The organism is Desulfovectis peckii (assembly GCF_055391705.1).
This window is the reverse complement of sequence record NZ_AP042409.1, coordinates 1,815,884-1,839,864: the sequence shown is the minus strand read 5'-3', so window position 1 is coordinate 1,839,864 and position 23,981 is coordinate 1,815,884. Positions and strand designations below refer to the sequence as shown.

24 protein-coding genes and 3 riboswitches are annotated in these 23,981 nt (G+C 45.0%); of the genes, 16 read left to right on the top strand and 8 right to left on the bottom strand.

The features are described 5' to 3' along the window. The first annotated feature begins 35 nt into the window (after positions 1-35). A riboswitch (glycine riboswitch) is annotated at positions 36-141 on the top strand. 3 nt (positions 142-144) lie between these two features. Beyond that, positions 145-219, top strand: a riboswitch (glycine riboswitch). 132 nt (positions 220-351) lie between these two features. The 4 genes from gcvT to gcvPB are packed head-to-tail and all read left to right on the top strand — an operon-like array spanning position 352 to position 4,673. Continuing rightward, a complete protein-coding gene (gene gcvT, locus ACZ5NG_RS09100; RefSeq protein ID WP_464251501.1) occupies positions 352-1,446 on the top strand; it encodes a glycine cleavage system aminomethyltransferase GcvT in 1,095 nt (364 codons plus the stop codon). A gap of 34 nt (positions 1,447-1,480) precedes the next feature. Then, positions 1,481-1,870 carry a glycine cleavage system protein GcvH gene (gene gcvH, locus ACZ5NG_RS09095; protein ID WP_464251500.1) on the top strand — a complete coding sequence of 130 codons (390 nt, stop codon included), beginning with the start codon at positions 1,481-1,483 and terminating at the stop codon, positions 1,868-1,870. Further along, complete coding sequence (gcvPA, locus tag ACZ5NG_RS09090) at positions 1,870-3,213, top strand: aminomethyl-transferring glycine dehydrogenase subunit GcvPA (protein ID WP_464251499.1); 1,344 nt, start codon at positions 1,870-1,872, stop codon at positions 3,211-3,213. The genes gcvH and gcvPA overlap by 1 nt, the downstream gene beginning before the upstream one ends. Further along, complete coding sequence (gene gcvPB / locus ACZ5NG_RS09085; protein WP_464251498.1) at positions 3,210-4,673, top strand: aminomethyl-transferring glycine dehydrogenase subunit GcvPB; 1,464 nt, start codon at positions 3,210-3,212, stop codon at positions 4,671-4,673. The genes gcvPA and gcvPB overlap by 4 nt, the downstream gene beginning before the upstream one ends. Positions 4,674-5,134: 461 nt before the next feature. Here the strand turns inward: gcvPB and ACZ5NG_RS09080 are convergent, their stop codons facing one another. Next, the gene (locus ACZ5NG_RS09080) at positions 5,135-5,992 is read right to left on the bottom strand and encodes an alpha/beta fold hydrolase (protein ID WP_464251497.1); all 858 of its coding nucleotides are present in this window, start codon (positions 5,990-5,992) and stop codon (positions 5,135-5,137) included. A gap of 164 nt (positions 5,993-6,156) precedes the next feature. Here ACZ5NG_RS09080 and ACZ5NG_RS09075 point away from each other — a divergent pair, with 164 nt between their 5' ends. Together ACZ5NG_RS09075 and ACZ5NG_RS09070 are read left to right on the top strand one after the other, a co-directional pair. After that, positions 6,157-7,113, top strand: coding sequence for a cation diffusion facilitator family transporter (locus ACZ5NG_RS09075; protein ID WP_464251496.1), 957 nt, complete (start codon positions 6,157-6,159; stop codon positions 7,111-7,113). A gap of 355 nt (positions 7,114-7,468) precedes the next feature. Beyond that, positions 7,469-8,974 (top strand): SLC13 family permease, encoded by a 1,506-nt coding sequence (locus tag ACZ5NG_RS09070; RefSeq protein WP_464251495.1) that lies wholly within the window; start codon positions 7,469-7,471, stop codon positions 8,972-8,974. Positions 8,975-9,069: 95 nt separating this feature from the next. Here ACZ5NG_RS09070 and trmL read toward each other — a convergent pair whose 3' ends face one another. Genes trmL through ACZ5NG_RS09055 form a run of 3 tightly spaced genes read right to left on the bottom strand, consistent with a single transcriptional unit; the run spans position 9,070 to position 10,586 of the window. Further along, complete coding sequence (trmL, locus tag ACZ5NG_RS09065; RefSeq protein ID WP_464251494.1) at positions 9,070-9,534, bottom strand: tRNA (uridine(34)/cytosine(34)/5-carboxymethylaminomethyluridine(34)-2'-O)-methyltransferase TrmL; 465 nt, start codon at positions 9,532-9,534, stop codon at positions 9,070-9,072. Next, positions 9,535-10,167, bottom strand: coding sequence for an endonuclease III (gene nth, locus ACZ5NG_RS09060; protein WP_464251493.1), 633 nt, complete (start codon positions 10,165-10,167; stop codon positions 9,535-9,537). Beyond that, positions 10,167-10,586 carry a CoA-binding protein gene (locus ACZ5NG_RS09055; RefSeq protein ID WP_464251492.1) on the bottom strand — a complete coding sequence of 140 codons (420 nt, stop codon included), beginning with the start codon at positions 10,584-10,586 and terminating at the stop codon, positions 10,167-10,169. Before ACZ5NG_RS09055 ends, nth begins: the two co-directional genes overlap by 1 nt. A 149-nt stretch (positions 10,587-10,735) precedes the next feature. Between ACZ5NG_RS09055 and ACZ5NG_RS09050 the strand changes: the two genes are divergently transcribed. Next, positions 10,736-11,053, top strand: coding sequence for a LysO family transporter (locus ACZ5NG_RS09050; protein ID WP_464251491.1), 318 nt, complete (start codon positions 10,736-10,738; stop codon positions 11,051-11,053). Further along, a complete protein-coding gene (locus tag ACZ5NG_RS09045) occupies positions 11,050-11,646 on the top strand; it encodes a LysO family transporter (RefSeq protein WP_464251490.1) in 597 nt (198 codons plus the stop codon). The genes ACZ5NG_RS09050 and ACZ5NG_RS09045 overlap by 4 nt, the downstream gene beginning before the upstream one ends. 74 nt (positions 11,647-11,720) lie before the next feature. On the opposite strand, the gene ACZ5NG_RS09040 is transcribed toward ACZ5NG_RS09045, so the two are convergent. Together ACZ5NG_RS09040 and ACZ5NG_RS09035 are read right to left on the bottom strand one after the other, a co-directional pair. Continuing rightward, the gene (locus tag ACZ5NG_RS09040) at positions 11,721-11,855 is read right to left on the bottom strand and encodes a hypothetical protein (RefSeq protein WP_464251489.1); all 135 of its coding nucleotides are present in this window, start codon (positions 11,853-11,855) and stop codon (positions 11,721-11,723) included. Positions 11,856-12,092: 237 nt separating this feature from the next. Beyond that, positions 12,093-12,749 carry a lysostaphin resistance A-like protein gene (locus ACZ5NG_RS09035; RefSeq protein ID WP_464251488.1) on the bottom strand — a complete coding sequence of 219 codons (657 nt, stop codon included), beginning with the start codon at positions 12,747-12,749 and terminating at the stop codon, positions 12,093-12,095. 183 nt (positions 12,750-12,932) lie between these two features. Here ACZ5NG_RS09035 and ACZ5NG_RS09030 point away from each other — a divergent pair, with 183 nt between their 5' ends. The 4 genes from ACZ5NG_RS09030 to ACZ5NG_RS09015 all read left to right on the top strand — a co-directional run bounded on the left by ACZ5NG_RS09030 (position 12,933) and on the right by ACZ5NG_RS09015 (position 17,278). Continuing rightward, complete coding sequence (locus ACZ5NG_RS09030) at positions 12,933-13,631, top strand: DUF4912 domain-containing protein (protein ID WP_464251487.1); 699 nt, start codon at positions 12,933-12,935, stop codon at positions 13,629-13,631. Beyond that, a complete protein-coding gene (locus tag ACZ5NG_RS09025; protein ID WP_464251486.1) occupies positions 13,628-15,238 on the top strand; it encodes a glycoside hydrolase family 57 protein in 1,611 nt (536 codons plus the stop codon). The genes ACZ5NG_RS09030 and ACZ5NG_RS09025 overlap by 4 nt, the downstream gene beginning before the upstream one ends. Positions 15,239-15,372: 134 nt before the next feature. Beyond that, the gene (locus ACZ5NG_RS09020; RefSeq protein ID WP_464251485.1) at positions 15,373-16,332 is read left to right on the top strand and encodes a hypothetical protein; all 960 of its coding nucleotides are present in this window, start codon (positions 15,373-15,375) and stop codon (positions 16,330-16,332) included. 139 nt (positions 16,333-16,471) lie between these two features. Further along, a complete protein-coding gene (locus tag ACZ5NG_RS09015) occupies positions 16,472-17,278 on the top strand; it encodes a DUF169 domain-containing protein (protein ID WP_464251484.1) in 807 nt (268 codons plus the stop codon). Positions 17,279-17,369: 91 nt separating this feature from the next. On the opposite strand, the gene ACZ5NG_RS09010 is transcribed toward ACZ5NG_RS09015, so the two are convergent. Together ACZ5NG_RS09010 and ACZ5NG_RS09005 are read right to left on the bottom strand one after the other, a co-directional pair. Continuing rightward, positions 17,370-17,684 carry a DMT family transporter gene (locus ACZ5NG_RS09010; RefSeq protein ID WP_464251483.1) on the bottom strand — a complete coding sequence of 105 codons (315 nt, stop codon included), beginning with the start codon at positions 17,682-17,684 and terminating at the stop codon, positions 17,370-17,372. Further along, positions 17,685-18,026, bottom strand: a complete 342-nt coding sequence (locus tag ACZ5NG_RS09005; RefSeq protein ID WP_464253141.1) for a DMT family transporter — start codon at positions 18,024-18,026, stop codon at positions 17,685-17,687. It lies immediately after the preceding gene. 63 nt (positions 18,027-18,089) lie between these two features. After that, positions 18,090-18,194, bottom strand: a riboswitch (guanidine-I (ykkC/yxkD leader). Positions 18,195-18,896: 702 nt separating this feature from the next. On the opposite strand from ACZ5NG_RS09005, the gene ACZ5NG_RS09000 reads away from it, so the two are divergent. The 4 genes from ACZ5NG_RS09000 (at position 18,897) to accD (ending at position 23,980) form a co-directional block, all read left to right on the top strand. Beyond that, positions 18,897-22,424: a DNA polymerase III subunit alpha gene (locus ACZ5NG_RS09000; protein ID WP_464251482.1), complete on the top strand. Its 3,528-nt coding sequence runs from the start codon at positions 18,897-18,899 to the stop codon at positions 22,422-22,424. Between the two features lie 113 nt (positions 22,425-22,537). Next, on the top strand, positions 22,538-22,768 hold the full coding sequence (gene mtrB / locus ACZ5NG_RS08995) for a trp RNA-binding attenuation protein MtrB (protein ID WP_464253140.1): 231 nt from the start codon (positions 22,538-22,540) through the stop codon (positions 22,766-22,768). Positions 22,769-22,911: 143 nt separating this feature from the next. Continuing rightward, the gene (locus tag ACZ5NG_RS08990) at positions 22,912-23,103 is read left to right on the top strand and encodes a glutamate decarboxylase (protein WP_464251481.1); all 192 of its coding nucleotides are present in this window, start codon (positions 22,912-22,914) and stop codon (positions 23,101-23,103) included. A 28-nt stretch (positions 23,104-23,131) separates the two neighbouring features. Beyond that, on the top strand, positions 23,132-23,980 hold the full coding sequence (accD, locus tag ACZ5NG_RS08985; protein WP_464251480.1) for an acetyl-CoA carboxylase, carboxyltransferase subunit beta: 849 nt from the start codon (positions 23,132-23,134) through the stop codon (positions 23,978-23,980). Position 23,981: the final 1 nt, after the last annotated feature.

Sequence of the window (23,981 nt, the reverse complement as noted above, 5' to 3'; positions counted from 1 at the left end):
CGAATAATGCCTTAAAAAGAAAATATGTTTTGCGGATGAAAGTGGCAGGAGAGCACCGGTATTGCCGGGCGCCGAAGGAGCAAGGTTATTCGCTGCTGGACGATGACCGAAACTCTCAGGCCAACAAACTGTCACCGGACGTAGCTCTGGAGAGTTCCAACTGGACACCAAAGGGGAAACCTCGAGCCGAGGAAAATCTCTCAGGTAAACCGGACAGAGTAATCAGCATATTGATTTACTCTGTCTTTTTTTGTGCATTAGGTTATAATAATATTGAACCAAGGAAAATAATACAAGACAGAGTTTTCAAAATCTAACCATAATTCAAAAAACGCAAACGGAGGTAATATCATGGCTGAATTAAAGCGGACTCCGCTTTACGCTGTTCATGTTGAATTAGGGGCTAAAATGGTTGAATTTGGTGGCTGGGAAATGCCGGTACAGTATCAGGGCATTATTAAAGAACACCAGGCCGTAAGAAATGCCGCCGGGCTATTTGATGTTTCCCACATGGGAGAAATATTGGTGGAAGGCCCCGGGGCACTAGGTTTTTTGCAGCACTTAGTTACCAACGATGTCAGCAAGCTGGAAATCGGACGGGCGATGTATACGCTGATGGTTAAGGAAGACGGCGGGATTATTGATGATTTCTTAATTTATTACTTGGGAAACAATCGTTATTTACTGGTGGTCAACGCTGCTAATAAAGATAAAGATTTCGCTTGGATTAAACAGCACCTAACCGCTCCGGATGTAGGAGTGGCGGATAAATCCGATGAATACGCGCAGTTGGCTTTGCAGGGGCCGGTGGCGCAAAAAGTACTGCAAAGCTTAACCAGCCTGGATTTGGCTACCATTAAATTTTACCGTTTTGCTATCGGTTCAGTGGCCGAAGTACCCTGCCTGGTTTCCCGCACCGGTTATACCGGGGAAGACGGTTTTGAACTGTACTGCGAACCGGAGAACGTAGTAAAATTATGGCATGCCATCTTAAAAGCAGGGGAATCAGAAGGTGTGGTGCCTGCCGGGTTAGGAGCGCGAGATACTTTAAGGTTTGAAGCGGCATTGGGTCTTTACGGCCATGAAATGACAGAGAGCATTAACCCACTGATGGCCGGTTTAGGCTGGGCAGTAAAGTTTGATAAAGGAGATTTTATCGGCAGAGATGCCTTGATTAAAATTAAGGAGCAGGGTGTCAGCCATAAACTGGTAGGCCTGAAAATGATCGAAAGGGGAGTGCCGCGGACCGGCTATAAATTGCAAGTCAATGGTGAGGAAATCGGCTGGATTACCTCGGGCAACTTTGCTCCCACATTAAATGCAAATTTGGCGTTAGCTTATGTAAAACCGGAGTATGCAGCAGTAGATACGGAACTGGATGTCATCATTCGCAATAAACCGGTAAAAGCTAAAGTAGTCCCTAAACCTTTTTACAAAAGAAAATAATATAACATAACAATAATAATGAGGAGGTTATTTTATGAGTAATGTACCAAGTGATTTAAAGTACAGTAAGGAACACGAATGGGTACGGATTGACGGCAACCGTGTTACCATTGGCATTACCGATTATGCTCAAGATTCTTTAGGCGATATTGTCTTTGTAGAGCTGCCCGCTGTAGGCGACACTTTAGAAAAAGATGATACCTTTGGAGTTGTGGAATCGGTAAAAGCCGCATCTGACATTTTTACCCCGCTAAGCGGCAAAGTAGTGGAAGTAAATGAGGCTTTGGAAGAAGCTCCGGAAACAATTAATAACGACCCTTATGGTGAGGGTTGGATTGTTGTGTTGGAGCTTTCCGATCCGTCAGAATTAGACGACTTGCTTTCCGCTGAAGAGTATCAAGCTTTCTTAGAGGAGAATGCCTAATGAAATTTTATCCTCATACTGATGAAGAGCGCGGCCAAATGTTGGCCGCTCTAAAACTTAATTCGCTGGACGAGCTTTTTAGTGACATTCCGGAAAAAGTAAAACTAAACAAACCCTTAAATTTGCCCAAGGCTCATTCTGAATTAGAACTGACCCGTCATTTGGGCGCTTTGGCCAAGAAAAATAAAACCGTTGAGGATTACACTATATTTTTAGGGGCCGGGGCCTATGATCACTATATCCCCAGTGCGGTGAAACACATTTTGTCCAGAACAGAATACTACACTGCTTATACCCCTTATCAGCCGGAAATCAGTCAGGCAGTGCTGCAGTCAATTTTTGAATATCAAACGATGATTTGCGAATTAACCGGCATGGATGTATCCAATGCGTCAATGTATGACGGGGCATCAGCAATGGCGGAAGCAGCTTTAATGGCTTCCGCTGCCACCCGGCGGAATAAAGTACTGGTGTCGCGGGCGGCACACCCGGCCTACCGCGAAGTACTGCAGACTTACGCCGAGGGGCAGGAGCTGCAGGTAGAAGAAATTGCGCTCAACGAAGGACGCACCGATCTGGAAAAGCTGGAAAAACAGCTTGACAAAGATGTTGCGGCGGTGATTATTCCTTATCCCAACTTTTTTGGCGTCGTTGAAGATTTAACCCAAGCAGCTGAGTTGGCCCACAAAAACAAGTCTCTTTTGATAGCGGTTTGTGATCCCGTTGCCTTAGGGGTGTTGAAAACACCGGGCAGCTGTGGGGCGGATATTGTTGTCGGTGACGGCCAAGGCCTGGGCATACCCTTGTCATTCGGCGGTCCTTATTTGGGGTATCTAGCCTGCACCGATAAATTAATGCGCCGCATGCCCGGCCGGATAGTCGGTCAAACTAAGGACGGGCAGGGCCGCCGGGGCTTTGTACTTACCCTGCAGACCAGAGAGCAGCACATTCGCCGGGAAAAAGCCACTTCCAACATCTGCTCCAATCAGGCACTGTGTGCTTTGGCCGCCACTGTGCACTTAAGCTTATTAGGTAAAAAAGGCCTTAGACAGGTAGCTGAGCAGTGTTTGCAAAAAGCACACTACGCCTGCCAGCAAATTACTTCATTGCTTGGCTTTGAGGTTGCTTGGAATGCGCCGTTCTTTAAGGAATTTGTGGTTAAAGTGCCGCAACCGCCGGCAGAAATTAACGCTCGCCTACTGGATGCCGGCATTATCGGCGGTTGGGATTTAGGACAGGCTTATCCCGAGCTGCAAAACCACATGCTCTTTTGTGTTACAGAGAAACGAACCAAAGAGGAAATTGACAAACTGGTTGCGGTACTGGGAGGTGATGCCAGATGACGGAAAAACTAATTTTTGAACTTTCCCAACCCGGACGGGAAGGAGTGCAGCTGCCGGATAACGATGTGCCGGAAAAACCGCTGGAAGAGTTACTGGGGGAAAACAATTTGCGTACAGATGAACCGCAGCTGCCGGAAGTAAGTGAATTGGATGCCGTACGCCACTTTACCAGGCTTTCCCGTCTCAACTACGGGGTAGACGTTGGCTTTTATCCCCTAGGTTCATGCACCATGAAATACAACCCCAAAATTTGTGAAGACATGGCTAACCTGCCCGGTTTTACGCAGCTGCACCCCTATCAGCCGGAAGAAACGGTACAGGGTGCCTTGGAATTGATGTATAACACGCAGCAGTATTTGTGTGAACTGACCGGGATGGATGCTATGTCACTGCAGCCGGCTGCCGGTGCACACGGCGAACTTACCGGCATACTGATTGTAAAAGCTTACCTAAAGCATAAAGGAGAAAGCCGCAGCAAAGTAATTGTGCCGGACAGCGCTCACGGTACCAACCCGGCAACTGCCGCTTTGGCCGGCTTTAAAGTGGTAACCGTTAAATCTGATGAGCGGGGCAATGTTGACCTGGATGAGCTGCGCAAAGTAGTAGATGAAGACACCGCTGCTTTGATGCTTACCAACCCCAGCACATTGGGCTTATTTGAAGAAAACATTGTAGAAATCGCAGACATCATTCACCAAGCCGGGGGCTTGCTATATTATGACGGAGCCAATATGAATGCCATTATGGGCATTGCCCGCCCCGGTGACATGGGTTTTGATATTGTGCACCTCAATCTGCATAAAACCTTTGCCACCCCACACGGCGGCGGCGGCCCGGGAAGCGGCCCGGTAGGTGTGAAGGCAGAACTGGCGCCGTTTTTACCCAAACCGATAATTGTTAAAGAAAACGATCAATACCGTTTAGACTACAATCGTCCATTGTCTATCGGCAAAATACATGGCTTTTACGGCAACTTCGGCGTGGTAATCAAGGCTTATACCTACCTTTTGTCACAAGGTGCCGAGGGGCTGAAAGCAGTCAGCCAGCATGCGGTATTAAATGCCAACTACTTGATGCATTTGCTGAGCGACAAATTGAGAATTCCGGTGAAGCGCACCTGCATGCATGAGTTTGTCTGCCAGCCGCCGAAGAATTTTAAAGAACTTGGCGTCACCACCTTAGATATTGCTAAGCGCATGCTGGATTACGGTTACCATCCGCCGACGATCTACTTCCCACTGATATTTGAGGAAGTAATGATGATGGAACCGACGGAAACCGAAAGCAAGGAAACAATTGATGCGTTTGCGGAAAGCGTGATAAAAATAATCGAAGAAGGGGAAACTAATCCGGAACTGCTTAAGTCGGCTCCGCACACCACACCGATAGGCCGCTTGGATGAAGTAACCGCCGCCCGTAAGCCGGTATTAAAGTATCAAAGCAAATATTATCGGCCTTAAAATTGCTGCATGCAAAGGCTAAAGTACTGCGAACTAAAGGTTTGTTGTGCTTTAGCCTTTTTTGTGTAGTTAAAGGAACGTTCGCTTAAGGGCCGCCAAGGCCATTTACACTACGCAAACACGCCGGCACATAAAAATGAACGAGCTCCGCCGCCTCCGGGCGGGCGGCCGTGTACTTTCATCCTTAATTTTTTAATCAGAAGAAAGTGAACTCGGAGCAAAGCTCCTCAAACAGTCCTCGGCGCTAATCCTCCGTTAGCAATGCTCTTTGAATTAGCCGGCTAATCGTTTGCTTCGGTAAATGCCTTGGCGTCAAAAGAAATGTTGCATCTGTATGAACGCGCAGACATGAAGAAGCTTTCCCTTAAATGTGGACAGTAAAATCAATAAAATGGTAGGGGCCGGCTTCTATGCCGGCCCGATATAAGGAATGTTACAATTGCGAGAACGCGCTTCCTTTATCAAGACAAAAACCTATCCACCACCCGCACAAACTCTTCCGGCCTTTCTTTTTGTGCCCAGTGTTTACACCCTTCCATAAGATAAAGCTGCGAACCTTTTATCTTCCGGTGTGCTTTTTTGGCATATTTAACAGGAACGGCGGGATCATTTGTCCCATGGACGATGAGTGTGGGTGCTTTAATTTCCGATAACCTTACCGCCAGATCCGTCCTCAAGCCCGTTCGGGTAATCTCACTTCTCTGGAAAGAGATAAATGCTTTGCCGGCATGGGGATCTTTTAGCGCATCCAGTATTTCCTCTACCAGTTCGTCTGAAAGATTATCGCTACTGCCAAACAAGCTGTACAGCAAGATCCACTTTACAAGCCTTCTGCTCTTTGCCGCCAACCTATAAGACAGTTCGTTAAACGGTGATTGGGTATACCAGTAGGACAAAAGATGGTAAGGCAGTTTGGAATAAAGTCCCCATGATCCTACAATTACCAATTTATCTACCCGCCAGGGTTCTTTCAATGTAAAGGCAAGAGAAATGCCGCCACCGAGAGAAAGCCCAATCAGATTTACTTGTTTTAGATTTAAGGCGTTAACCAATTGATCTAAAAAACTTACATAAAATGAAAGCGAGTATTCCACGTCATCCGGCTTATCACTTTTGCCATATCCAGGAAGATCAGGGGCAAATACACGATGTTTTTTTGACAGTGGCCAAATAATTTCCCGCCAGGATATGTCGGCTGAATCTACACCGGCACCGTGCAAAAGAATGATCGGAGAGCCGGATTGACCTGCAGTATAGCAATTGACATTGATGCCCCTAAGGTTAAACTTCACACTCTTTACTTGTTTACTAATCATCATAGGCTTTCCTTTTTAATATTTTTTTTTGTATTTTTATCGTAAATTAAAATCATTATCAATCACATTTTGAAATTTATTCTAAATGTTTTTACAAAGGTGTTGAGTTTAAGTGTAATTTTATATATATTATATAAGAATTATTTTGACAAACAGGAAGTGTAATCATGGATGAAAAGATAAAAGTGGCCCGCCTGTCGATTATCTCAAATACCTTTTTAACCACCGGCAAATTGACGGTGGGCATATTTATGGGCTCAGTAAGTATCATATCAGAGGCTATTCATTCCGGTTTGGACTTGTTGGCAGCGATCATTGCCTTTTTATCCGTGCGTCAGTCGGCTAAGCCGGCTGATGAATTGCATAAATACGGTCACGGCAAGTTTGAAAATTTAGCCGCCATATTAGAGGCACTGCTGATTATTGCCGCGGCGGCAGGAATTTTGTGGCACGCTATACAGAAAATTTTGCAAGGTTCCGGTGAAATTGTGGCCTTAGAGCTGGGGCTTTTAATTATGGGTATTTCATGCGCGGTAAACTGGATAATATCCAGTAAATTAATGAAGGTGGGCAAAAAGACGGATTCGCCGGCTTTGGTGGCAGATGCCTGGCACCTGCGCACCGATGTATATACTTCACTGGGTGTTTTTGTTGGCATTATTTTGATTATGATTACCGGTAAGCCGATTATTGACCCCGTTATCGCTATTTTTGTCGCGCTGTTAATATTAAAGGCGGCCTTTGATTTAATGCGTGAATCCATTAACAGCATATTGGATGCAAAACTGCCTAAAGAAGAGGAGGAAGTAATTAAAGCGGTACTGGATAGCTATAACCGGCAAATAGTGCAGTATCACAACCTGCGCACCCGCAAGGCGGGGCCGCAGCGTCATGTTGATTTACATCTGGTTGTCCCCCGCTGTCAAAATGTGGTCAGTGCCCACCGGCTATGTGATGACATTGAAAATGATTTAATGCAAAAGCTGCCGCAAAGTGAGATTCTCATTCACAGTGAACCGTGTCAGCCGCCGCAGGACTGTGAAGGATGCCAAGCGGCTTGTGATTGTGAGCAAAAGAACGCGCCCTGTACCCCCCGGTCTGCACACAATGGCAAGCAAGATTGAGTGTAATACAGTGTATTTTTATCAAAAAGGCTTTAAAAATAAGCACCGCAAGCGCTGCGGTGAAATTTTTTTTGTCTTTGCAGTGACAAAAGTGTTGTCAAAACAGGATATTAATAATATAATCAAAAGAAAATTAGTTACTTTTTACACAAGCACGTTTATAATAAACTGCTTATTAAGGAGGGATGCCTGGAAAACTAAACCATTGTAATGTAAGCACATTTTATTTTATAATATTACCGGCTTTTCGGAAAAAAGTATTATTTTTAAGCAAAAATAAAATATGACAGCACCTTGTTTAAGTGACAGGCTTTACTTAAGCTCTACAGTTAGTTAATTAAAAGAGGTGATTGGGATGTCAGTTGACACCGCAAAAGCAACGTCCGCTGCCAAGACGATAGAAGTGCAAAAGCCTTCTTTCGATTGGAAACGGGTGTCGGCAATATTTGCCGGGATAGCAGCATTTGCTCTTTTCTATTTTTTACCTGAATTAACACCGGCAGTGGATCCCGCCGGGGAAGTCTTTCCACTTTCCCGAGAAGGCCAACTGGCCATTGGATTGTTTTTACTGGCAGGTATTTGGTGGGTTTTTGAGGTAATACCAATCGGTGTGACCAGTCTTTTAATCGCAGTGATTCAAGTGGCATTTGTCATTCGACCCGCCGATCAGGCATTTGGTAATATGGCGGATTCTTCGGTATTTTTCATTATGGGTTCACTGTTTTTAGGTCTTGCTTTTACCAAGGTGGGTTTAACCAACCGTTTGGCATTTAAAATGCTTACTATAGTAGGCGAGGATACCAGAAAGATTCTGCTGGGCGTCTTTTTGGTAACGGTCGGACTTACCTTACTGATGGCGCATACAGCTGTGGCGGCAACCATGTTTCCGCTGATGATGGTCATTTTAAAAATGTACGATGAAGACGAAAAGCCGAGTAAATTTGGTAAAGCAATGTTCATCGGTATGGCTTATGTTGCCGGTGCCGGTAGTATGATTACCATGCTTGGTGCGGCCCGTACCGCAGTAGCCGCCGGTTTCTTCCAAGAGTTTACCGGTAATTATGTGTCCTTTGCTGAAGTAACAAAAATGATGGGGCCTTTTGGTATCGTAATGACTTTTGTTACCTGGTTCTTATTAGCTTATGTATTCTACAGACCGGAGAAGAAAAATATACCCGGATTGAAAGAGAAGGCCCAAGAGATCTATGCCGAAATGGGACCGCTTACTAAGAAGGAAGTCTTTGTCGCCGTTTTAGCCTTAACGGTAGTTGCTATTTTGGCTTTGCAAAGTTTTGTACCGGCTTTGGCCGCCATGGGGCGGGCAGTGCCCATTTTAATTGCAGTAGGTATTATGTTCATTACCGGAATATTTAACAAAGAAGACTTAGAAAAGAATATCTCTTGGAACATCATCCTGTTATTCGGCGGTGCCATGAGTATCGGTTTGTGCCTCTGGGAAACCGGAGCTGCTCAGTGGATGGCGGTACACTGGTTGGGAATGTTCCAAGAATCTCACTGGTTAGTATTTGTACTGGCAATTGCTTTCCTAATTATCATTTTAACCAACTTTATTATGAACGTGGCAGCTATTTCCATTACCCTGCCGGTAGCGCTGGTTATTTCCAATTACCTAGGGGTTAACCCATATCTGATTCTGTTCGCTTCTCTGGCAGCTGCCGCTCTGCCTTACATGCTGTTGGTCGGTGCTGCCCCGAACGCCATTGCTTATCAGTCTAACCAGTTTAGTGTCAGCGAATTCTTTAAGATGGGTATACCGTTTACCATTCTCGCCGTAATAATGATTGGTGTATTCTCGGTAACTGTTTGGCCGCTGCTAGGGGTACCGGCATTATTGCCTTAGTTAATTAAAGCTGCACTAATCACCGTAATTGATATAATATATAACCGATACAATTATTGCAATCAAATTAATGGCCTGGATGAGAGCCTTTGCTCTTATTCCAGGCCATTAAAATTTAACTGACGTAAAGCTTCAAACAGCACAATTGCCACCGAATTAGATAAATTAAGTGAGCGGGCGCGAGTATTGTTAATCATCGGTATTCTAATGCAGTAATCGGGATTGGCCGCTAACAGCTCTGGGGGCAGTCCGGCAGTCTCTTTGCCGAAAACCAAAAAGTCATCGGGCTGATACCGCGGCTCGGTGTAATACTTTTTTCCCTTGGTGGTGACGTACCAAAATCTCCCGTTGGGATATTTTTGCTGCAGTGCGGCAAAATTGTCATGGTAGTGCAGATCCAGCAAATGCCAATAATCCAGTCCCGCTCTTTTTAAATGGCGATCATCGGTGGAAAACCCCAGCGGTTTTACTAAATGTAAAGTCGTTCCCGTTACCGCACAAGTGCGGGAAATGTTTCCCGTGTTGGCGGGTATTTCCGGTTCAACTAATACAACGTGCATTTAATTCTCCTCTTTCCTTTTTTGGTGTGTTGGGCAAAGTTTTTGCAGCGGGCAGACAGCACATTTGGGGTTGCGGGCGGTGCATATTTTCCGGCCGTGGGCTATCAGCAAATGGTGAGCCGGCTGCCAAGTTTCTTTTTTCAGGCACTGCATCAGCTCTTTTTCCGTAGCTTGCGGGTTTTTGCCGCTGGCTAACCCCAAGCGGTGAGCTACGCGGTGCACATGGGTATCTACCGGCAGGGTAGCTTGGCCAAATGCTACTCCTAAGACCACACCGGCAGTTTTGCGCCCCACCCCGGGCAGCGCTTCTAACTCTTCCCTGGTTTGTGGTACTTTGCCGTGATGCTTATGTAATAAAATACGGCAGGTTTCAATAATTGCCCGGCTTTTATTGCGGTGCAAACCGCAGCCTTTAATTTCTTCCGCCAGTTCCTCCGGAGTTAATGCGGCAAAATCCTGCGGCGTGCGGTACTTTTTAAACAAGCTGTCAGTGATCATATTAACTCTTTTATCGGTGCACTGCGCACTTAAAATGGTCGCAATTAATAACTGAAAGGGGTTTTCATGATTTAAACCGCACCCGGCATCAGGATAAGCCTCTTTTAAAATAGCAAAAATTTCTTTTACCCGCACTATACACTCCCCAATAAATCGGCATGGTCGATTTTAATGCACCGATCCATAATAATTGTAATGTTGTTATCTTGGGCAATTTTGGCCGCCTCCTCGTTTTTAATGCCCAGCTGCAGCCAAATCGCCATTGGCTTTTTGCTGACGGCATCCATAACCACCGGCGGGGTATCAACACTCCGCCGAAAAACATTGACAATATCTACTTGCTCCGGAATATCACTGACCTTTTTATAGGCCTTTTCACCCAATACCGTATCAACTTTGGGGTTGACCGGGATTATTTTATATCCCTGCTGTTGTAAGTACTGGGCAACTTGAAAACTGGCCCGATCGGGTTTATCTGACAGGCCGACAACGGCAATAGTGCGGGCTTTCTGCAACAGCTCTTTCAACCGGTGACTTTCGGGATTTTTAAACATGCACGTACCTCCTAAGCTTGCTACATTAAATAATATACCAAAAACCACACCCCATTAGTAAAGTAGATGATTAAACATTAATCTAAAAAATGATATACTGATATATTGGTTGATATTTTATAATTACATAACATGGAGTGATTAAACAAATGGGTGTGGTTTTATTAGCCATTGCTGTGGGTTTTGCCGTCGGGCACTTCAATTTGCTGCCCAAAGACAGCAAAATCACCCAAAAGGTAACACTGGTCGGGCTGGTATTTTTACTGGTGGTGATGGGAGCACAGCTTGGTTCTAATGAAGAAGTTTTGAACAATTTTGCCCGCATGGGCTGGCAGGCATTTTTACTGGCCGGCGGCAGTATAGCGGCCAGTGTGCTGCTGGTTAGATTGGCGGAAAAATTTATTGTTAAAAAACAGCCAAAACATTTACTGACTAATCAATCAGAAGAAGTTGGTGATGACAGGTGACTTGGCTTATTCTCGCGTCCGTTGCCGTTGGGGTGGCTTTGGGCTATTGGGTAGTGCCGACAGATTTAGTCGCTCACTTAGATACTTTAACTTCTGCCGCTTTATTTGTCTTACTGTTGGGTGTAGGGATAGATTTAGGACAGCAAAAAGAAGTGTGGGCACGCTTGTGGAAAATGGGTTGGCGAGTGTTGCTGGTGCCGCTTTTGGTGGCTATTGGCAGTATTGCCGGAGCGGTTATGGTAGGTTTAGCTTTGGGAATGCCGGTTAATGAATCATCGGCTGTCGGTGCCGGCTTTGGCTGGTACAGTCTTTCCGGCGTGCTACTGGCAAAAATATATTCGGTGGAACTTGGCGCACTGGCATTTATCACCAACGTGGCCCGCGAGCTGATGGCTTTTGTCACCATACCGTTAATTGCCAAGTATATCGGCAAATACAGTGCCATTGCTCCTGCCGGTGCCACCAGTATGGATACCACACTGCCGATTATCTCCAGATCAACGGATGCCGATACCGCAGTAGTTTCTTTTATCAACGGCTCGATATTAACTGCCTTAGTGCCTATACTGGTTCCGTTAGTAATCCGGATATAAGTATAAGGGGACAGGCTTGAGTAATTTAATAATAGCCTGACCCCACAAAAAAAAGGTGCGTTATGCACCTTATTTTATATTTTAACTACGTACCACAATAAAGGTACAAGGATTGTTGCTGCTGTGATAATCCAGAGGAAGCCGGCTTTATTTTTCTCTACTGCGTAGTGCTGATTCTGTAAGTATTGTTCATACTCGCGATCTAACATATATACCGCCTCCCTTAAAGGGTATTTTGTATACTATATTAAGTTCATTTTATCACAAAATAGCGGTCGGTAAAGCTCAATAAAGGCTGCTTTATCCTTATAATACCAGCTAAAACAGCATGCACAAAACCTTAAGGCTGTAAATTGCAAGGATAGTGCAAGTTGTAACAAATTGCAGCCATGTCGATTAGTTCAACATAGAGCTGTACTGTCAGTGTCAAAAAATTAAGCCGACGGTTATAATATATAAACCGTTATTAATCGAGCTGAATTGACAAAACCGTGGGCAATGATTCCGGGCAACAGAGATCCGGTCCAGTAGTACATTAACGATAAAGCCATGCCTACCAGGGCAATTTCAATAAACCAAACAGTGCTTAAATGCATCACAGAAAAAAATAAGCCGGATATCACCACACCGGCAATCACCCCCCAGCGTTTAATAAAAACAGGTAGGGCAAAGCCGCGGTAGTAGATTTCTTCCGCCAGCGGTGCCATGATGCCGGACACAAAGAGCGGTGCGGCTAACTCAGAAAATGTTTTGGCTTGGGCAGCCATTGCTACCAGCGGGTTGGTGTTAATATCCGCTTCCAAAACAGCGACAAACAGCTGCTGCAGACCGGTAGTGACGGTAAAAATAAAAATTCCACCCGCTAATCCAAAAAGAATGTTTTTGCCGAAATCTTGCCGGTTTAAGCCTAAATCTTTTACTGAACCGGATTTATAGGCAAAAAACAAGGTTAAACCAATTAATATCAACCGATCCAAAATGTTTAGCATGTTTTGCGAAATCCCCGGCAAATAAGGAAGCACCAACCTGCTTAAAATAAATACCACAATAATTCTGGCAATTAATACTGTCAATACCTCACTAACGCCCCAGCGTACGTTCAAAGCCTTTGCACCTCCTAAAGCTTAAGCTATTATTCCCGTTTTTAAAGTTTTTTCGGTAATAAATTCTTAAATAAAGGCATTTATCGATGGCAATACTACAATTTGACTAATTTATTTTTTTATTGCTCATTAACCACCTTAAAATACCCATTTATTAAAAAATATTACCAAGGAGGGAAAAGTATGGAAGCAACGATCAGCTGGTTTTTGGCTGTATCAGCGGTGATCATGATTGCCGTGATGCTTTATTATGTTTATCAGCTTTATAAAGAAGATACTGAAAATGCCGCTGATAATTTTGCGCTGCAACCGGCAAAGACCTCGCTGATGACTGAGTTTGCGGAAGAAATTGTTCCCTTTCCGGAATGGGAAAAAAAGACGGCACAGCCTACTCCGGAACTGCCATATGCCTATAATCAAGATTACATTATGCTCATGGTCAGAGACCCCCATTGGTTGTATACCTACTGGGAAGTTACCGCCACTAAAGAAGAAGCGTTTAAAGCCGCATTTGGCGAGGAGGCTTGGTTTAATTCCCGCCCGGTACTGCGGGTTTACGATATTACCGGTGTTGATCATTTTGACGGCTTAAACAGCAACTATTATTACGACATATATGTTAATTACGACAGCCGAGATTGGCATATAGAAGTTGCCCAGCCGAGCAGGAGCTACTGCGTTGATTTCGGCCGAATGTTGGCAGACGGCAGGTTTATTACTCTGCTGCGTTCCAACTTTGTTACTACTCCCAGACAATCTTTATCAGATTTGTATGATGAAGATTGGGCCTGCCTGGAAGGCATTTATCAAATGCCCCTTACCATGCAGTACACTGAAACTACCAATCGCACTCAGCAAGGTCGTGAAAGGAGATTGTCATGAGTAAAGGCTATTTGGCGTTAGTGCTACACGCACATTTGCCGTTTCTTCGTCATCCGGAAGATGAATATTTTTTAGAAGAACGCTGGCTATATGAAGCGATAACCGAAACATATATTCCGCTAATCCAAGTTTTTGAACGCTTAACGCAAGATAACATCCCTTTTCGCTTAACACTCTCCCTCTCTCCGCCCTTGGTGTGCATGCTAAATGATTCGCTGCTGCAGCAGCGTTATATTAAAAAGTTAAAATCAATGCTGGAATTGGCCGAAAAAGAAGTTGAGCGCACCAAAGGCACTCCGTTTTATGATACTGCCTGTATGTACCGACAACAGCTAAATTCTGCTTACCATATCTTTTGCGATCAGTATCAAGGCAACTTAAACTGGGCCTTTAAAAAATTTCAAGATTTAGGTTGCCTGGAACTGATTACCTGCGGGGCAACCCATGGCTATCTGCCGCTGATGAACAGAGAAGAATCGATATATGCACAAATTGAAACCGCTGTTAAGGTATATGTGAAAAATTTCGGCCGCCGGCCCCAAGGTATATGGCTGCCGGAATGTGCTTATAAGGTCGGAGTGGACAATATTTTAAAAGAATTCGGTATAAAATTCTTTTTTACCGATACCCACGGTGTGCTATACGCCGAACGCCGGCCGCGTTACGGTGTATTTGCTCCTATCTACTGCCCCAGCGGGGTAGCGGCCTTTGCTCGGGACGTGGAATCTTCCAAACAAGTTTGGAGCTCCAATGAAGGCTATCCCGGAGACGCCGACTACCGCGAATATTACCGCGACATCGGCTATGATTTAGACGAAGAATATATCTGGGAATACATTCATCCCGACGGTATTAGGCATAACACCGGTTTTAAATACTACCGCATCACCGGTAACGTTGATTTGGCCGATAAACAGCCTTATGTGCCGCATTGGGCGAGGCAGAAGGCACAAATCCATGCCGGCAACTTTATGTTTAACCGGGAAAAACAAATTGAGTATTTATGCTCGATTATGGATCGGCCGCCAATTATTGTTGCCCCTTATGATGCGGAGTTATTCGGTCATTGGTGGTATGAAGGCCCGATCTGGCTGGAGGCGTTAATCAGAAAGATTCACTTTGACACCGATAAAATACAGCTGGTTACCCCTTCAGATTACTTAAAATATCACCCGAAAAATCAAGTAACGGTACCCTGCGAATCCAGCTGGGGCAACAACGGCTATCATCAAGTTTGGCTACATAATGATAATCACTGGATTTACCGCCACCTGCACTATGCTGCTGACCGCATGGTAGAAATGGCCAATCAAAATAAAGATTGCCGTGACACCTTAAGGCAGCGGGCGTTAAATCAAGCGGCCAGGGAGTTAATGTTGGCGCAAGCCAGCGACTGGGCGTTTATTATGTATACCAAAACTACCGTTGATTATGCAGTGCGCCGTACAAAAATTCACCTAGATAATTTTTTGCGATTATATAAAATGATTGCAGCTAATAAAATAGAAGATGGGTGGTTAACTCAACTGGAACAAACCAACAATATATTTCCGGAAATGGATTTTCGCACCTTTTGTTCCCGCAAGCGGGAAAAAGCGGCAATATAAATTACCTCTGCCGGCAGTGCTCACCCCACTGCCGGATAATTTTTTGGGAAAATTAACGGCAGGAAACAAATAGTTGCGGGTCGAATAGTAAAAAATGCCTAAATATGGCTAAAAACAATGCAAGGGTGATTAAAATGTCAGTTGTCAAAACCCGTAGCCTGGCGGTAATTTTGATTTTATCATTAGTAGTGCTACTGGTGGGTTGCAGCCTGCCTTTTATCGAGCAGGAAGAAGCCGCAGATGTGGGAAAAGAAAGGCAAGAACGGTCGGATACCGCTTCCACGGCACAAACCAAATCAGTTGATGAGCAAACAAAGGAAGCGGACAAAAAAGTGGAAGAGGAAGAAGGGGTAGCCGGTCCGAAGCTAACGCTAAACCTGCCGGATGCAATTACTACTGACTATCAGCAGTTAGAGGTTTCCGGCGAAACAGACCGTAACGCCACCGTTTATGTCAACGGGCAAGCGGTGAAAGTAAAAAGTGACGGTACTTTTAAGGCCAAAATAGACTTGCAGCCGGGGGTAAATAATGTTGCCGTGGTGGCGGTAGATAAAAACGGCCAAAACACAATTCTGGAAAGAAAGGTAACCTTTGCTGTTGAACGACCTTCTCTGCAGGTGTTTGCCCCCGCGCAAAGTAGCGCGGTAAATGTTACCGTCAGCGGCTATACTGATCCGGAATGTATGGTATACATAAATAATCAAAAGGTAAAAACCGACAGGGACGGCGGATTTTCCGACGTGGTGAAAATAACCAATCCGGGAGCAAACAACATTAAAGTAACCGCGGTAAACCGCTATGGTTTATCATCTTCCCAAAATGTGGTGGTTCGCGGCGTTCCTCCCAGAGTACAAGTGGCGGCACCGGATATGACCACTACTAATACCGCCACAGTCAGCGGGGCAACTGATCCTGACAGTACGGTAGTGATATTGGTCGGCAACCAAAGGGTAGAGGTAGATAATAATAACGGTACGTTCAGCCAACAGTTAAATTTAGAACCCGGTCTGAACGATGTTACAGTCATGGCTACAAATATTTTTGGCACCACCCAAAAACCGCTCACCATTTTATACGACGACTATCAGTATTAAGGACTAATTTTTATTTAATATTTTTAAAAGTGTCATTTTGCTGACCACATCAATTAATTAGTTGTGGTATTCTATAATTAATGTTTCTAACAAATCCCTGATTATAAACTCAACGTATATTATAGGAGGTGAGTATAAAATGCTGCTCATCGATGTTGGCAAATTGGCTAAAAAAGAAACACTCTCTTATGAAGAAGCACACCGGGCTTTTGCCGCGCTATATAAACTTGATTACAATCCGGTAGCAGTGAAATTTTCTTTTGATAGAGAGGAATATGATAACTTGGCGGCGGAAAAAACCCCCGCCACCAAAATGACATACTGTCAGTTGATACTGGCAGCCCGCTTAGATAATTATATTGTAAAAGCCAGTGACGATAAGCTGCTCTGCGAGAATGCGCAGACTGTTTTCGGGTTTAAAGAGATCGGCGCAGAAGAAGTGGAGCGGCACATAAAATACACCAATGACCGGGATTTAGCAAAAGAGTGTGTAATGGCTAAGCCCAGACTGCCGGTCGGTAAGTTAGTGGGAATCATGGCTGCGCCGCTTTACAAAACCCCGGTTGACCCCGATGTAGTGGTTTTTGTATTGAGTCCCTTTCAGGCTTATCATTTGCTAAACGATTATATGGGCGCTTGTAAAGTACCTGTCGTTACCTCTACACAAACGGTTAATTCTGCCATGTGCGGCGGTACGGTTGGCTGCTATCTTAACCAAAAGGCGGGTGTGAGTTTAATGTGCGCCGGCAGTTACACTTCCGGCAAAACGGAAAAAGGTGAAGTTTATGTGTTTATACCCGGCAGCCAAATTACCAAAGTAGCCCGGCATTTAGTGCAGCGTACGGCAAAGTACGGCGGCGCCTCCTTTTTAGGTAAAGGAGGGCAGCAGTATCCCGGAGTGGATGTCTGCAAAAAATGCCCCATGATTCGCTTTAAGGATGTATAAACCAGCTAGCCCCCTATTATTTCCCAAAGGGTGCAGGTGCCTTATTATAAAAACGTGCCTGCACCTTTTATTATTTTATGGTGCTTTGCGCTTAAGAAATCAGTTTCAGCCCAATGACAGACGATAAAATCAAAGCAATTAAAAATATCCGCTTCCAATCCCTTGATTCACCATAAAATATCATGCCGATTAAAGTGCCGCCTACGACACCCATGCCGGTCCAAATGGCATAGGCCGTTCCCATGGGGATAAATCTTAAAGAATAACCCAGCAGCAACAGGCTTAAGCCAAAGCCCAAAATTAATAAAACTACCGTTTGCCAATTTTGCTTAACACTCAATTGATTGATCATGGTAACGCCAAATGCTTCGAAAAAGCCTGCCAAAATTAAGGAAACCCACGCCATTTAGGATTCAGCTCCTTTCTCAACCTGCTCATCCGTGACCAATTTCAAACCGGTTACGCCAATGAGCAATAGTGAAATTAGAATTATCTTTTCCCAGCGAAAGGGTTCGCCAAAAAAGAGGATTTCCGAAATAACGGTGCCTGCCGCCCCCAATCCGACAAAAACGGTATAAACCGTTCCGGCCGGAAGAACCTGCCCCGCTGTAATCATTAAATAGTTACTGACAATAAGAGCAATAATCGTTCCCGTCCAGGTCCAAAAGTCCTGTGCATGGGCTAAGCCGATTACCCATAAAACTTCAATAAAGGCGGCTACAAACACCTTAAGCCAGTTCCGATTGATCTAAAACACCTCCAAGTTATTAATTAACTGAAAAACAAAAAATGAGAGATTACTGTAAACAGTATCTCCCAGGCTTTTGTCCTTCCGTGACACAGCAATAGCTGTGGGTTTTCTCTCGGACCAGACCAACACGCCATCGCGCATTGCGGAACCCTAGAAAACTCTAAGCTATTTAATTAACCTAAATTATATACAATTTTGTTTGAAATTTAAAGGGGGATTGGAGGGGCGAATTCCATGCCGGCCGTTAAGAAACATTACATCTGTGTAAGCCCAACGGGTGAAGGATAAAATATCAGTAGAATTGTAGGGCGCGATCTTGAGCGTGCTGCTAATTATTGATAACGAAACGGTCAAGAACGTTCACTATACTTAATTCTGCAAAAGTTACATTAATGGTTACATGAAAATATCATTGTGAAACGCCACGTTTACGGAAACGAGCAGGAATGGAACCTTGCCCATACAGGTAAAAGGTAAAGTTATCGATTGAAAGTATGTGCCTTTCTATGCTGGCTTATTTAAAAAAACGTTTGCTTAAGGCCGCCAAGGCATTTGACCTTATGCTTTCGATTAGCCGGCTAATTCAAAGAGCATTGCTAACGGAGGATTAGCGCCGAGGACTGTTTGAGGAGCTTTGCTCCGAGTTTACTTTCATCTGATTTATCGGTTGAAATGTGGGGCTGGCTTCTACGCCGGCCCTCTAAAGTAGCATTGCATATACGAGAACGAGCAAGCATGAGAAAGGTAATAAATCCATTTAAAACGGCTGACGGTTCCCACCAAAATCCTTGGCAGAACCCAAACTATCCTTGATATAATAAAACAAAAGTTTCATTAGTTAACGATATAAATTGAGGTGCAACAGCATTGGAAACAAACCCCTTTGTTCATCTCCATGTACATACAGAATATAGTTTGCTTGACGGGGCTGCCCGCATCGGTCAGGTGGTTAAAGCCGCCAAAGAAATGGGCATGCCTGCTTTGGCCATCACCGATCATGGGGCAATGTTTGGAGTGATTGATTTTTACAAAGAATGTCAAAAGGCGGGAATTAAGCCGATACTGGGCTGTGAGGTGTACGTCGCCCCCCGTCGTTTGACTGACCGCACTCCCCGGGTGGATGACCAATTATCCCACTTGGTACTGTTGGCTGAAAACCGGCAGGGTTATCAAAATTTAATTAAACTGGTGTCACTGGGTTACACCGACGGCTTTTATTACAAGCCCCGCGTAGATAAAGAGGCGCTTGCCCGCCATGCCGAAGGTTTAATTGCCTTAAGCGGGTGTGTGGCCGGTGAAGTTGCCGCCAAAGCCATTGCCGGCAAAGTGCAGGAGGCAAAAGAGGCGGCCGCCTGCTACCGAGACATTTTTGGCCCGAAAAACTTCTTTTTAGAAGTACAAAATCACGGTTTTTCAGAACAGCACATTGCCAACAAAGAAATTGTCCGCATTAGCAAAGAGCTGCATTTGCCTTTGGTGGCTACCAATGACGTGCACTACACCGTTAAAGCACACGCTAAAATTCAAGATGTACTGCTGTGTATCCAAACCGGCAAAACAGTAGATCAAGAAGACCGCATGCGCTTTCAAAGTGATCAGCTGTACTTAAAAAGTGCCGCTGAGATGGCGCAAGTATTTCCTGAACTGCCGGAGGCGTTGGCCAACACGCTGGAAATTGCCCAGCGCTGTAACGTACAGATTGAATTTGGCCAAATGCATTTGCCCCAATACCAAGTGCCGGAAGGTTACACTACCCACCGCTATCTGGAAGAACTTTGCTACCGCGGGGCAGAACAACTTTACGGCGGTTTACCGCCGCAGGTGGAAGAAAGATTACATCATGAACTAACGATCATTAAGCAGATGGGATTTTCCGCCTACTTTTTAATAGTGCGCGATTTTGTACACTTTGCCAAAGAACGGGGTATACCGGTGGGTCCGGGAAGGGGCAGTGCCGCCGGCAGCATTGTTGCTTATTCACTGGGTATTACCAACATCGATCCGTTAAAATACGGGCTTTTGTTTGAACGGTTTTTAAACCCGGAACGCCTCTCGATGCCCGACATTGATATTGATATCTGTCAGGAGCGGCGCGGTGAGGTAATTGATTATGTGGTGCAAAAATACGGCAGCGATCGTGTTGCTCAAATTATAACATTCGGTACCATGGCCGCCCGGGCGGCCCTTCGCGATGTGGGCCGGGTTTTGAATTATCCCTATGCTTATGTGGATAAAATAGCTAAGATGATTCCGCCGGAAATAAATATGACCATACAAAAAGCCTTGTCTGCCTCCGGTGAACTAAGAGCGGTATATCAGTCGGATCCCCAGGCCCGAAGGTTAATTGACACCGCCGCTGTACTGGAGGGTATGCCGCGGCATGCCTCCACTCATGCCGCCGGCATTGTGATTTCCGAAAAGCCGCTAACCGAGTACCTGCCGTTGCACCGCACATCCGACGGCAGCATTACCACCCAGTTTCCCATGGGTACGGTGGAAGAACTGGGACTGCTAAAAATGGACCTGCTTGGCTTGCGCAATTTAACGGTCATTCAGCAAACGGTAAAGATGCTGGCTGAAAAGGGTGTGCACATAAATATCGATCAGCTGCCGCTGGATGATCAGGATACCTATGAAATGCTTTCCCACGGGTACAGTACCGGTGTTTTTCAGTTGGAATCGAGCGGCATGCGCTCAATTTTAAAAGAACTAAAACCCAATGTGTTTGAAGACCTAATAGCCCTAGTGGCACTGTACCGGCCGGGGCCGCTGGGCAGCGGCATGGTGGAAGACTTTATTAAAAACAAGCATGGCCGCGGGCAGATTGACTACCTGCATCCCGATTTAGAACCCATTTTAAAAGAAACTTACGGTGTAATTTTATACCAAGAGCAGGTAATGAAAATTGCTCAAGTAATGGCCGGGTACACTTTAGGACAGGCCGACTCGCTGCGCAAAGCGATGGGTAAAAAAATCCCGACAATAATGAAAATGCACCGCGACTGGTTTGTCAACGGAACAACCGTTGACGATAAAGGCCGGCCGTTAACGCAGCCCATTGCCGGCGCTGTGGCCCGCGGCTATCCCCGGGCATTGGCGGAAAAAATCTTTGACTTAATGGAATACTTTGCCGGGTACGGCTTTAATAAAAGCCACTCGGCCGCTTATGCCCTGGTTGCTTATCAAACCGCTTATTTAAAGGCAAAATACCCCGCTTACTACATGGCCGCCCTTTTGACTTCGGTGCAGGATAACACCGAAAAATTAGCGGTTTATATAGATGAATGTCGCCGCATCGGTGTTAAAGTGCTGCCGCCGGATATCAATCTAAGCCAGGAACACTTTACCGTGGCAGAAAATACCATCAGATTTGGCTTAGCGGCAGTAAAAAACGTCGGCAGCGGTGCGGTGCGACAAATTATTGCCGAGCGAGAGAAAAACGGCTTTTTTAAAGATTACACCGATTTCTGCTGCCGCATTGACCCCCGGGTAGTAAATAAACGGGTACTGGAAAGTTTAGTTAAGGCCGGATGTTTTGACTCCCTGGGACACACCCGGGCGCAGCTGTATGCGGTAATAGAAAAAGGTTTAGAATTAGCACAGCAAAACTGGCGGGATCGGGCCAGCGGCCAGATGTCTTTGCTGGACCTTTGGGGGGATACCAGGACAGCGGAAATTGAAATGCCTGATATCGGAGAGTATACCGCCAGCGAACTGCTTAGTTTGGAAAAAGAAGTGTTGGGCCTATATATCAGTGGGCATCCGCTGGATGAGTACCAAAAATATTTTGCGAATATTATCAGTCACAAAATAGCTGAATTAAAAGCTTTGCCGGATGGCAGCACGGTGTGTGTCGGCGGCATGGTTGCAGAATCCCGTGCCATTAATACCAAAAAAGGTGATTCCATGTGCTTTGCTACTCTGGAAGATACTACCGGCAGCTGTGAGTTGGTGATTTTTCCCGCTGTTTATCGCAAACGTCGAAACATTTTGGAAGCCGACAAACCGGTGCTGGTTTGGGGTAAAGCGGAATGCTCCGGCGAAGAAAACAAAATTATCGTGGACGATATAAAAGCGCTTACTGCACTAAAGGGCTTATATCTGCGCCTGGATCTGAAAACCGAGTTTTTCGATCAAGCAGTAAAGCGCCTGCTGCCGGAGTTAAAAAGTTATCCCGGCAAAACACCGGTGGTATTGTATGATCAAAACCGCAAAAAATTAATTAAGCTAAAACCGCAGTACTGGGTGCAGCTGCCCGGTCCGGTGTTAAGCCGGTTAGAGCAAATTTGCGGCCAAGAAAACGTAACGGTAAAGTATAACCTTGAAAAAGCAACACCAAAAGAACAAACAGTAGCTGCTGATACCCAGCCCTTTCGTTCACTGCTTGACTTTTAGACAGCGTGCGATTAAGCTTGCCGGCGGATGCTTTTTCATTGCTTGTTTACTTGCCAGTGCAGTTGGTTTATGGTAGTATGAAACTGTTAAATAAAGGTAAAGGTGTGATGAAAATGACCAATATTCCTAACGTTATTGGCGAATATGTGGTTGTAAAAGCTCTAGATAACGGGGTAACAATAATTGGTCTTACACGTGGCAAAGATACAAAATTTCATCACAGCGAAAAGCTGGATAAAGGAGAAATCATGATTGCTCAGTTTACCGAACATACATCGGCCATTAAAATTCGCGGCCGAGCAGAAGTAATGACTAAACACGGTACATTGCGTACCGATGATTAATCTCTGCTAATCGGTTTTGTATCCAGGGTGTTTACTCTGGATATACTTGTTTAAGCAGAAAGTATCAGGATAAAAAGGAGTCATATTATAATGTGTAGAAAAAATTAGGGAGACATTGTAATAAACCAGAGGGGGCCGGCAAAGTGTGGACAGTGGTGTATATAGCACAAAACAAAACTGCTGCTGAAACATTGCAAAAAAAGCTCACTGACGAAGGTTTTTTAGTTAAAATTAAGCCTATTGGCTCTGGAAAAGATCCTGATACCTGTTCTTACGAAATACTTGTTCCGGCATCTGAAGTGGATGAAGCAATGGAAATAATTAACTCCTTTTAGCTTGTATATTTAAGGTGAGGTGTAAAGTTTGGTTTTAGAATTTTTCCGTAAACAAAAATATGTTACGGTAAAGCCGGAAAGCGAAAAAATAGACATTCCGGAAGGTCTTTGGCTGAAATGTAATCGCTGTGGCGAAATACTATATACCAAAGAATTAGATAAAAACTTTAAAGTTTGCAATAAATGTAATTACCACCATCGTCTTGGTGCTCAGGAAAGAATAGAAATCACATTAGATAAAGGCAGTTTTAAAGAATATGATGCCGATCTGACAACGGCTGATCCGTTAAACTTTCCTCAATACCAAGAAAAGCTGCTTGCCGCACAAGAAAAAACCGGACTTAAGGAAGCAGTATTAACCGGGGAAGGGACAATCAACAACTACCCGGTGATCATTGCGGTAATGGATTCGCGCTTTATTATGGGCAGCATGGGTTCGGTGGTGGGTGAAAAAATTACCCGCGCCATAGAAGCAGCCTGTGAAAAGCAATATCCGCTAATTATATTTTCCACATCCGGCGGTGCGCGCATGCAGGAAGGTATTTTATCTTTAATGCAGATGGCGAAAACTTCTGCCGCTTTGGCTAAACTGCACCAATGCGGCGGACTTTATATTTCCGTACTGACAGACCCCACTACCGGGGGGGTTGCTGCCAGCTTTGCCTCGCTGGGCGATATAATTTTAGCCGAGCCGGGGGCATTAATTGGCTTTACCGGCCCCCGTGTTATTGAACAGACCATTAAGCAAAAGCTGCCGGAAGGCTTTCAAAGATCAGAATTTTTACGTCAGCATGGCTTTGTAGATAAGATTGTTCCCCGTAAAGAGATGAAGCAAACGCTGGCAAATATTATTGCCCTGCATACTAAGGAGGAGTAAC